Source organism: Autumnicola edwardsiae (assembly GCF_031846505.1).
GTDB classification, from domain to species: Bacteria; Bacteroidota; Bacteroidia; order Flavobacteriales; family Flavobacteriaceae; genus Autumnicola; species Autumnicola edwardsiae.
The window spans coordinates 1-262 of record NZ_JAVRHP010000348.1; the positions used below are offsets into that span (position 1 = coordinate 1).

The window sequence follows — 262 nt, forward strand, 5'->3', positions numbered from 1 at the left end:
AAATGAAATGGGGAGGTAGAATCCCTTTTATGCCGATAGTTGCCATTTTTGACCCCTCTTTTAGAGGAGAGAGGAAAGTAAAAACGAAACTCTCCACTTTCCACTCTTCACTCTTCCCTTTTTCTGCTGAAATTTATTCGCATACTCGTGACACAAACTCCAGGTCGATAATTGCCAATTTTGCTCACTGATTTTTTAAAGGGTAGAGGAGGAATCATTTCTGCGCATATCCTCGAAATCTGCGGGAGAATTGAACTTCGAG

1 protein-coding gene is annotated in these 262 nt (G+C 41.2%); it reads left to right on the forward strand.

Annotated features, from left to right (window positions below):
* The coding region (locus tag RM529_RS17955; RefSeq protein ID WP_311486087.1) for a hypothetical protein at positions 1-191 on the forward strand (191 nt) is incomplete at its 5' end.
* Positions 192-262: the final 71 nt, after the last annotated feature.